General features: G+C 64.2%; 3 protein-coding genes. All 3 read right to left on the bottom strand.

The features are described from left to right. Positions 1-442: phosphopantetheine-binding protein (locus tag ABJK70_RS13425; protein WP_347258215.1), on the bottom strand; the 442-nt coding region annotated here is incomplete at its 3' end. A 162-nt stretch (positions 443-604) separates the two neighbouring features. Next, positions 605-9,799 (bottom strand): SDR family NAD(P)-dependent oxidoreductase, encoded by a 9,195-nt coding sequence (locus tag ABJK70_RS13420; RefSeq protein ID WP_347258214.1) that lies wholly within the window; start codon positions 9,797-9,799, stop codon positions 605-607. Positions 9,800-9,817: 18 nt separating this feature from the next. After that, positions 9,818-10,968: MMPL family transporter (locus ABJK70_RS13415; protein WP_347258213.1), on the bottom strand; the 1,151-nt coding region annotated here is incomplete at its 5' end.

Raw genomic sequence — 10,968 nt, 5'->3', positions numbered from 1 at the left:
GAGCGTTCATGAGCTCCACGGTCTTGATCGAATCCAACCCCAGGTCGCTTTCCAGGAACATGTCGTCCGCGAGCTCGGACGGATCGTGTCCCGTAATTCCGGCGACCACCTCGCGTACTTTTCGCGTCAAGTCATCGTCGGCCTCGGGCGCGGTGGCGGCGGCTTCACTGCTCTCCATGGCACCGATCATCGAGACCAACTCCCCAAGGGTTTGCAGCTGGAATAATGTCCCGGCGGCGAGTAGCGAGTTAAACGGGTCCCGCAGGTGGTCCGGCAGTTGAGGCGGAATGGCGTTCATCAACTCCACGGTCTTGATCGAATCCAACCCGAGATCGCTCTCCAGGAATTGGTCCGGCGAAAGATCGTCCGGCGCGTGTCCGGTAACTTCCGCCACAGCCTTGTACACACATTGCTCAAGCCGGGCGGCGGGATGGTCTTGCATGGTCTTAAGTCCTCACGTATTCAGCGTATTCGTCATTTTTTCCGTTCTCGGAGCTTGCGAAGAAACCGTCGCGAGCCGCCCGCCGTCGTCAGTCGTACAAGGAAGTACGACGAGTACATAAAAGGCGATGGCGGGTGGCGCAGCAGGTCTATTCGCACTCTCTCAGGAATGCTCGTTCAAAGGCTCCCGGGGAAGGATGATCCGGTTCAATTCGTCAAGGAGGGCGGTGGCTATATTCTGCTGAGGCTCCTTGCTCGCAGTTGTGCCCTGAGAATGCGCGACTGCCGGCTCCGGCGCGGCCGCGATGTCGGCGGTCTCTTCCACGTCCACCGGAGGCGGGTCGTAGAGGAATTCCTTCCTCTCGAAGGGATAAGCCGGCAGCAATACGCGGGTAAGCACGGGAGAACACAGGGGGCGCGTATCCAATCTCAAGCCCTCGATGTACAGCCGCGCCAGTGCGGTCAACAAACTCTCGTCGCCCGGCGCCGCCCCGATCATCCGTACAAGTCCTTTCCCCTCGCCGCCTTTGCCCCCCAGAAGGACGGTTCGCAAGCGTGCATCCGTCGGAGGCTGTACGCTTTCGGATGGGTTTCTCGCAGCGGAGCGCAACCGAATCGCCCATTCCGGATTGTCCACGGAGATCTTTCCGTCGATCGTGTGAATTGGAATTCGCCAGATTTGATCGCCGGCACCGTTCTCAGGAACCGCATCGCCCCCGTTCAGCAAGGCTGCGGCCGAGGCCGGACTTAGCCAGCCCGCTACCGCGGCGGCGACCGGGCTCAAGGCTCCCTCGGCCCAAAGGCCGGCGGGAACCAACTCCAGCTCTCGCAGCAGTCGACCCAGTGCGTACTGTTCCGCCGCCGCCTGCAGGCGCGGCACGGTTTCGTGTCCGGGAGGAAGTACAGCCCGGAAATCGGTCCAGGCGTCGGCAAAGACCGAATACCGTCGCGCCAGCGTATCCGCGGTTCCCTCCGGCCACGGGCAATCGTCGAACACCCAAGCCATCGCGGGCGGCTGCTTCGGATTTGCGCGCCCCGAGAGAAGCCGGTCGTGCTTGCCCGATCCGGCCACGGAGGCGAGGACCGCCAAGAGATCTTCCCGTCCACGTACCACCGCCGCAGCGCGGAAATTCATTTCTCTTTGGGCACCATTGAGGGAACAGGCCACCTGCTCGGCAGATATCGATGGGTTTTCCTCGAGATGCGCATGCAGTGCCTTGGCGTAGGCGCGCAGAGCGCTCTCCGTGCGCGCCGTCAGGTACAGCAGTTGCGGATCGGAAAGCGGAACCCGGTCCATGCCGGTAGGCTGATCCACGGCGCGGGGAGGCTCCTCCAGAATCAAGTGGCAATTAGTCCCCCCGAAACCGAAGGCATTGACACCGGCCCGCCGCGGCTGTCCGTTCCCGGTCCACGGCCGGCCGTGGCTGTCCACGACGTAGAATGGCGAAGCGTCGAAATCGATGTAAGGATTGGGCTCGCTGTAATTGACGGTGGGCGGCAGATAGTCGTGCCGCATCGCCAAGAGTACCTTGATGACGCTGGGGATTCCCGCGGCGGACAGCATGTGGCCGATGGAGGATTTCACCGAGCCGATGCCGCAGTATCCGCGCCGGTCGGTGAACTGGCGGAAGCCTTTGGTCATGCCTTCCACTTCGACCGGATCGCCCAGGGATGTGCCGGTGCCGTGGCATTCCACATAGGAGACCGTGGCGGGGTCGACCCGGGATTCACGGTAGGCGCGGGCGATGCACTCCGCTTGACCGGCCGGGTTGGGCGCCGTCAGGCCGGAGGAATGTCCGTCGTTGTTCATCGCCGAGCCCAGGATCACGCCGTGGATGTAGTCGCCGTCCGCCATGGCGTCGGCCAGCGATTTGAGTACCAGGGCGGCGACGCCTTCGCCCAGGACCATGCCGTTGGCACGGCGGTCGAACGGATAACACCGGCCGTCGGGCGACATGGCGTTGACACGGCTCAGAAAAACGAAGGGGGTGGAGCCCATGTTCAGATAAGCCCCCCCGGCCACGGCGATGCGCGACTCGCCGGAGCGCAGGCTCTGGCAGGCGAGATGCGTGGCCACCAGGGCGGCGGAACAAGCCGTGTTGACGATCAGGCTCGGGCCGCGCACGTTCAGCCAATGGCTCAAACGGCAGGCGATCTCGTTCAGCCCGTTGCCCGCTATGGCGTCGGACAGGAGTTCCGCGGGCTGCAAAACCTCACGGAGCGCGTCGTCCCAATCGGCGCGTGCCCCCATCGGAAGTTGACGGTACCAGTCGGTGCTCCTGATCCGGTCGCGCAACCGGCAATAACGCTGCTGGTTGATGAAATGTTCCGCGTAATAGTTCTGCTCGCATCCGACGAACACGCCGAGGCGCTCGGCACGCCCTTCGCCGGCGTAACCCGATTGTTGCAGCGCTTCGTAAGCCACTTCCATGAAAATCCGCTGCTGCGGGTCCATGGCCTTGGCTTCGCGCGGCGAAATACCGAAGAACTGCGGATCGAATTCGTGCGCACGTTCCAGGAAACCGCCCCACTTCGAGTAACTACCGTGGGTATGGCGGTTCACGGCATCGAAATAATCCTCGGGAGACCAGCGGTCCCGCGGCACCTCGCGTATTTCGCACCGCCCTTCCGCCAGCATGTTCCAGTATTCGTCGGAGCTGGCGGAACCGGGCACCCGCAAACTCATGCCGACGATGGCGATGCGGTCATCGGTGCGACGGTCGGAGCGGGATGCGGCAGTGGTCGTAATGGTTATGGTCCGAGCGGGGCCAGGCTCCTGCGACCGGGCAAGGAACTCCGGGCCGTGCTGGTTTTCCAGATGGCGCGCCAGGTCCAGCGGTGACTGGAACTCGAACAACAGAGTCGGCGTGACATGCTGACGCAGGATCGCTGCCAGCTTCTCCGCGATTTCGACGGCCCCCTTCGAGTCGACACCCAGTTCATGAAACTTGCGGCCCGAATCGATCTGTTCCGCTGCTACGTTCACATAAGCGCCTGTGAGCTGGCGTACCAGCTCCAGCCAGTCGGCGGCCTGCACCGCCAGGGCGGCGCGCGGAGCCGGCTCGATGGGCTCGGGTGCCGGGGAATGTGCCGCTGGCGCCGCAGCTGGCGCCGGGCTTTCCGCCTCCGCCTCGAAATCGATGACGTGCACCACCGAGGCGCCGGGAATAGCGAGCGCGCGCGACAAGGCTGCACAGGCGGTTTCCGGAACCAGGGCGCGCAAGCCCTTGCTGCGGACCAGCGCCATCAGGCCGGCGTCGCGACCCATGCCCTTCTCGTCCCAGAGCGACCAGTTGAGCGCCAGGGTGCGGCCTTTCGCCCCGGAACGGTTTCGCCATTCCGCGAAACCGTCCAGGAAGGCGTTGGCGGCGGCGTAATCGGTCAGGCTGGCCGCCCACAGCGGACAGGTGGCGGCGATGGACGAATACAGGATGAAAAATTTCAACGGTTGGTCGGCCGTCAGTTGATGAAGCAGCCAACTGCCCTTGACTTTCGGAGCCAACACCGAGCGTATTGATTCGACGCTCTTGTCGGTGGCGCGGAGAACGTTGCGGTCGACCACTCCCGCGGAGTGGATGATGCCGTCCAGCCGGCCGAAGCGTTCCCTAAGGCGCCTTATGGCTTTCGTCATCGCTTCGGAATCGGCGGCGTCGGCCGCATGGTAATCCACCGTTGCGCCCAAGGATTCGAGCTGGCGGATCAGCGCCACGCGCGGGGCATCGGGATGATCGGCCGGCAGGGCGTCCCACTCCTGCCGCGCAGGCAAAGGCCTCCGTCCGGTGAGGACCAGGTTTATCCGGGCCGATCGCGCCAGGGCAAGGGCGGTTTCGGCTCCGATCCCGGCGATCCCGCCGGTGATCAGGCAGGTATCGCCGTCCTTGAGCAGCGGTTCCGAAACGCCGGTTTCGTTGTAGACCGCGCCGAAACGGCGCTGGAAGCGCAGAGAACGGCGAATCGCAAGTATCTCCCCGCCGAATTCCGCCGTTCCCAGTTCCGCAAGAATGGTATCGACGTCCTCATCCGGAGCCGCCGGCACGGTATCCAGATCGGCCGCCTTCACGACGAGATGTTCGTTCTCCTCCCCCAATCCTAGGGCGAATGTAATCCCGAGCAACTGGTACGGATCGGGTGCCGGCTCCAGACTGTCCAGAACATGGGCGCGCCGGGTCAACCAGAGTATCCGGCACGGTTTTATGGGACTCGGCTCGCGCATCGCCTGAGCCAGGAACGTCAAGCTGAAGAGGCCGGAGTGCAGGGCAGCCTCATCGTCTCGCGGCGCGCCCGTCAAATCCGCATTCCAGGCATGGACCACCGCAGCGGGGGCGCCGTAGTCTGCCAGCACCGATTGCCATAACTGCCGGTAGTCGCCCGCATCCAAATGATTGACCGTGAAATTCCCGCCGTCCGCCGAGAAGCCGGCCCCCGGCCGCACCACCAGAAGCGGGCGGTCCGGCCCCACACGGATGCGCAGAGCCGCGAGCCAGGCCGCTTGCCCCTCGCCCGCAAACACCAATAGGGCACCGGGCGGCAGCGGGACGGAGTCGCCTCGCGGCGTTTGAGGCCATTCCCAGCGATGCAGCAATGCCTGGCCTTGCGATTCGGCCGGCGGCAAGGGAGGCAGACGGTAGACTTTTCGTTCGAACGGATACGCCGGGAGAGGTATGCGCCGTCCCGGAAAATCCTCGCCGAGCATGCGCCAATCCAGGTTGACGCCCGACGTGTAAAGGATGCCTAGGGCATCCAGCAAGGTTCTGGCATTTTCCCGGCGACGATCCAACAAGGCCGCCAAGGTCACGCGCTCCCCGGCCAGCACGGTGGCGACCAAATGGGTCAGAACGCTGTCCGGACCGCATTCGACGAAGGTGCGAATGCCGCCGGCATAAGCGGCGCGTATGCCCTGCTCGAAACGGACGGGTTCAAGAACATGCCGCAGCCAGTAATTGGCGTCGGGACCGTTGGCCCCGAGCCAATCGCCGGTGATATTGGAAATGATGGGCAGCCGCGGCGCATGCCATTCCACTTCGGCCAGCACCTTGGAGAACGGTTCGAGCATGGGCTCCAGGAGCGGCGTGTGAAACGCGTGGGACACTCGCAGGGGCTTGACGCGGCGCCCTTCGATTTCGAGTATGCGGGCGAGTTCGGCCACGGCATCCCGATGGCCGGCCACGACCTGGTGCGATCCGTTGTTGGCCGCAAACCATACGCGTCCGCGATAGTCCTCTAGATACGCCGACAGCTCATCGGCCCTCGCGAATACCGCCAGCATCCCGCCCTGCCCCGGCAACTCGGACATGAGTCGGCCGCGCGCGGCAATGACCTTGGCGGCGTCGGCCAAATCCACGGCGCCGGCCAGGCAAGCCGCCACGTACTCGCCGACGCTGTGCCCGATCAATGCGGCCGGCCGCACACCCAGCTCCAGCAAGGCGCGGCCCAGGGCGTAGTCGGCGGCAAACATCGCCGGCTGCGTGATTTCGGTTCGCGCCAGTTGCTCCGGATTGGCCTCGGGGTGATAGATCGCGGTCAACAAAGGCGCTTCCAGCCACGGATCGAAGGCCGCCGCGGCCTCATCCATGGCCCGCCGGAAGCGCGGCCAGAGTTCGTAAAGCTGGGCGGCCATACCCGGATACTGCGAGCCCTGGCCGGTAAACATCATCGCGATCGGCGGAGGCGATTCCGTTTCCGTGGGCTGGCGTTTCTCCAGCCCCTTGAGCCCGTTGGCGAGCTCGCCGAGCGATTCGACGACCAGGGCATCCCTGCACGCGTAGTGATTGCGTCGGCTGTTCAAGGTGGCGCAGACGTCGGCGGGATCCAGTGCGGGCCTGCGCTCCAGGTAGGCGGCGAGATGCTCGCTCGTGCGATTCAGGGCGGATCGATTCCGCGCCGAGAGCAATAACAGATGATAGGGCCAGACGCCTTTCGGCTTCTCGCGCGCCACGCCTTCCTCCACCACCAGATGGCAGTTGGTGCCCCCGAAACCGAAGGAATTGATGGCCGCCCGCCGGGCGACACCTTCGGGTACTGTCCACACGCGGGTCGAGGTCAGGGGCAGGAATGGCGTCTTGGCAAAGTCGATTTGCCGGCTGGGCTCGTTCAGATTGATGTTTCCCGGCATCTGCCGATGCTGCAAGGCCAGCACGACCTTGATCAAACTGGCGATTCCCGCGGCGCTGAGCAGATGCCCGATGTTCGCCTTGACCGATCCGATCGCGCAACTCTGCCGGGCCAAGCCGCCAAAGGCGTGGGTCAGGGCGCGGATCTCGCTCGGGTCTCCCAGCGGAGTACCGGTGCCATGGGCTTCGACGAACTGTATGGAAGCGGGATCGATCTTGAACTGGCGGTATACGGCATCGATGACCTGGCGCTGGCCGTCTGGGTTGGGCGCCATGACCCCAAGGGATTGCCCGTCGTTATTCACCGCCGAGCCGCGAATCACCGCCAGTACCGGGTCGCCGTCCGCCAGCGCGCGGGACAGCGGTTTGAGCAACACCGCACCGGCGCCTTCGCCCAGCACGAATCCGTCGGCCGAAGCATCGAAGACGCGGCACCGACCGCTAGCCGACAGCGCGCCGGCGCGCTGGAACAACAGGAACGGCAAATGGCTCAGGGTGAGGCTCACGCCGCCGGCAACCGCCATCGAGCATTCGCCCTGGCGCAAGCTCTGGCATGCCAGATGCACCGCGACCAGTGACGAGGAACAGGCGCTGTCGATGGTGAAACTGGGACCTTTCCAGTTGAAGGTATGGGAGACACGCGCCGCGATCATGTTGAGCAGATTGTCCACCGCCGTATTCACGTGCAGCGAGAACCGCCCGAAGCGGGATTGCCACTCCTTGAGCAGTTCGTCGCGTTCGCTGGGCGGCAGGCGACGCAGACTGGCGAAGCTCTCCAGGGCGTCGCCGCACAAGGCGTTGACCAGGAATTCCATGTGATTGTTGTGGCTCGCGCCGATGAACAAACCGACGTCGGCGCCATCCAGAGCCGGCCTGGAGTAGCCGGCGCGCTCCAGGGTCTCGGCGGCCACCTCCAGGAACAAACGCTGCTGCGGGTCCATGTCGGTGGCTTCTTCGGGGCTGATGCCGAAGAACTCTGCGTCGAAGGCGTAGACGTCGCGCACGAAGCCGCCGCGCCACCAGTCCTCCCGCCCGCCTTGCGGCAGCGCGAAACGGTCCGCGGGCACGGCGCCGATGGCTTCCCGGCCCTGGCTCAGAAGTTCCCAATATTCCTCCGGCGAATTGCTCCCCGGAAACCGGCAGGCCGTGCCGATGATCGCGATCGCGTCTTCCTGCGCGTCGCCGGTGTCCGACGCGCTGGCCGCCACGGCGGAGCCGGGCCGTCCGCCCAGCCAGTCCGCCATCTGACGGACGGTGTGACAACGCAGCAGCAGTTCATGGTCCAAAGGCCGGTTCAGCCGGTCTTCCAGCCGCCCCAAAATCTGCACCGCCTTTATGGACGTGCCGCCCAACGAACGAAAGGCTTGGTCCGGATTGATCCTAGCGGCCGGAAGGCCGAGCACGTCCGCCCAGACCTCCCGGACCAGATCCGTCAAATTTTCGGTGCCGGAAACGGTCGATTCGAGCGCACCGCTCACCAGGTCGACGCCGCAATGGCGTACGGCGTCGTAGTCGCCCCGCTGGAACTCCTCCAAGAGCTTGTAACGCTGGAGCTTTCCGCTCGTGGTTTTGGGAATGGCTTTGACCGGTACGACGTAATCCAGCGCGACGTTAAGCACCTGGTTGACCCTTTGCCATACCTCGGCCATGACGGCCCGCCCATCGGGACTGTCCGGGTTGCGTATCGCGAGGAAGATCGCCGTTTTCTCCTCGCCCGAGTCGGGGTCCTGCCAACCGCAGGCGATGGTCTTTCCGGGGTCTACGCCGTTAACCGTTTCCGCCTGCGCTTCGATGTCGTGGGCATAAAAATTCTGCCCGTTGATGAAGATAATGTCCTTGGCCCGTCCGCTGATGCACAGGCGCCCGTCGATCATGAAACCGAGGTCGCCCGTATCCAGCCACCCGTCGTGAAATGTCTCGGCATTCGCGGAAGGGTTGTTGTAATAACCTCCGGTCACATTGCGGCCGCAGATATGGATGCGGCCGACCCGGCCTTCCGGAAGCACCTGCCCGTCGCCGTCCACGATGCGGATCCCGCAGCCCGGCACAGGGTAGCCTTCGTCAACGACCGCGATGGAGTTTTCGCCATGGGGCTCGGCGCCTGCCACCCGCCCCTGCGCCAATTCCTGGCGATCCAGCCAGTGCACCCGCGGAAGCGTTCCGGGCGGAGGGAAGGTCACCGCCAGACTCGCCTCGGCCATGCCGTACACCGGGTACATGGCCTCGGGCCTGAGCCCGCACGGGCCCAGGGTCGTCATGAATTCCTCGATGACCGCAGCGGCAATCGGTTCCGCGCCGTTATAAATGTTTCTGAGGCACGACAAATCCCAGCGCTTCAGGTGGTCCGGTTTCAGTTTGCCGAGCAGATGGCGGTAGCCGAAATTGGGAGACCCCGTTACTGTCGAGCGGTGCTCGCTGATTTTTTCCATCCATAGCGTGGGTTTGCGAACGAAGGTGAACGGGGTCAGGTTCACCTGCTCGATCCCCAGGGCCATGGGAACGAAATGGAAACCGATGAGCCCCATGTCGTGGTGGTACGGCATCCAGCTCAGGAAGGCGTCGCCCGGACCGTGTTCGGCTCCGAAGATGATGCCCTCCAGATTGGTGATCAGATTGGCGTGAGTCACCATCACGCCCTTGGGGGTCCCCGTGCTGCCGGAACTGTACTGTATGAATGCCAGGTCATCGGGCCGGGCGAGATCCGGATCCGCGAGCGTGGAGGGTTCCGCAAGGTCCGTAACCGCCTCGATACGAATCGAGTTTTCCCCCAGAGCCTGCCGCAGCACGGACTGCTGCTCCGCCATATAGGCATCGGACAACAACAGCGGTCGGTCCAGCTGTTTCCAGATCGCCTTCAGCTTCATGAGAACCGCATTGTCGTCCGTGAGCGATGGCGGATAGGCCAGCGGCGCGGGAATGATGCCGCCCATCACGGCCGCCCAGAAGGTCACCACGAAGTCGTGGCTTTCCCGGAACATCAGCATGACCGGATCGCCTCGCCTGAGCCCCAGGGCCCGCAAGGCGCCGAGCCGCATCCGCGCCTGCTCTGCAATGGCCTGATACGAGAAGCGGGTCTCGTGACGCTCGTCCCGGACGAAGACAACCCCGCGATCGGTGGCCGCGGCGCGCAACAAGATGTAGGCCAGGTTTTCCTCCGGGCATAGCGTTCCCGGAGCGGGACGGGGCTCGATCAAGGCCGCCTTGTCGGCAGGCCGGCCGGTGAACAGTTCGATGAGTGGCTTGGACATAAGGCTTCTCCGACAGCGTCAATTCGAGTTTTCACCCATGCGCCCGGCTGGACTCGCGGTGAACACGGTGCCCCCTCCGGCACCAGCGACCGGCGGGTGTCCTGTTCCGGCATAGTCGGCATCCAGGGCAGTGAACTCGCTGCGCCCGGCGACGTCGGCGGCGGAAGGAACGGGGTGGCCATGGCCGCCCTTCCCCGGGTCGCTTTCGCTCGCCCCGGCTAGCCCGGATTTCTCGCACCCCTTCGTCGCGAGGTCGTCGAGACGCCGCTGTGGCGTGCCGCACGGACCGAGCGGCGGCGAAGGCGTAGCCGACTCTACGTCGAGCCGGCGCGAGGGAGTACGGTGCGCCACAGCGAGTGGATCGGCGTCCGCAGTAGGAGGGGTGTGAGAAATGCGGGCTAGGAGACGGCGCGGCTTATCGATCAGGGACAGGACGGCCGGCGTGATGGACAGGTCGGCCGCCAGGGCGACGACCAGGAACAAGCCCACCAGCAAGCCCTTGTAAACGTTCGGCATGAAATCGCCGAACAGAAACACGCAGAACGCCAGAACCAGCACCGCCGTGGTGAAGGTGATGGAAATGCCCACGTCGGAGAACGCCTCCCCGATCGCCTCGCGCGCGGTGTGCCCGGCCCGCCGCGCCTCCCGGTAATGGCTGAAGAAATGGATGGTGTCGTCGACGGCGATACCGTAACCGATGCTCGCCACCATGATGGTGCCGATATCTAGGTAGATGCCGGCCATGCCCATGAACCCCAGGGCAACGAGGACGGGCAGAAAATTGGGCAGCGTGCTGGCGAGGCCCAATTGCCAGGAACGGAACAGCAGGCCGATGAGAACGGTCACCCCTACCACCGACACGGCGAATGAACTGATGAGGCTGTCCGAGACATTGTTGCCCATGTTGGTGTACAACACGTCGCGGCCGGTGAACTCGACCTTTACGTTCTTGAGATTCTTGGCCGCCCAGTCGCTGATGATGTCCATGTTTTCGCGGCTGGCGCGGGTCGGGACCAGGGCGCGGATCACAGTCACGCGGCTCGCGGAATAATCGACGTTGAAACGGTCGTTGATGTCCTGACCCACCGGCACCGAGAGGCTGTAGAGGAACAAATATTGGGCGATCGAATCGTTGTCATCGGGAAGGGTATGGAAACTGGGATCGTCCT

Source organism: Methylocaldum sp., from assembly GCF_039794385.1.
GTDB lineage: Bacteria > Pseudomonadota > Gammaproteobacteria > Methylococcales > Methylococcaceae > Methylocaldum.
Note: the sequence above shows the minus strand (reverse complement) of the source record. Positions and strands in the feature narration are given on the sequence as shown.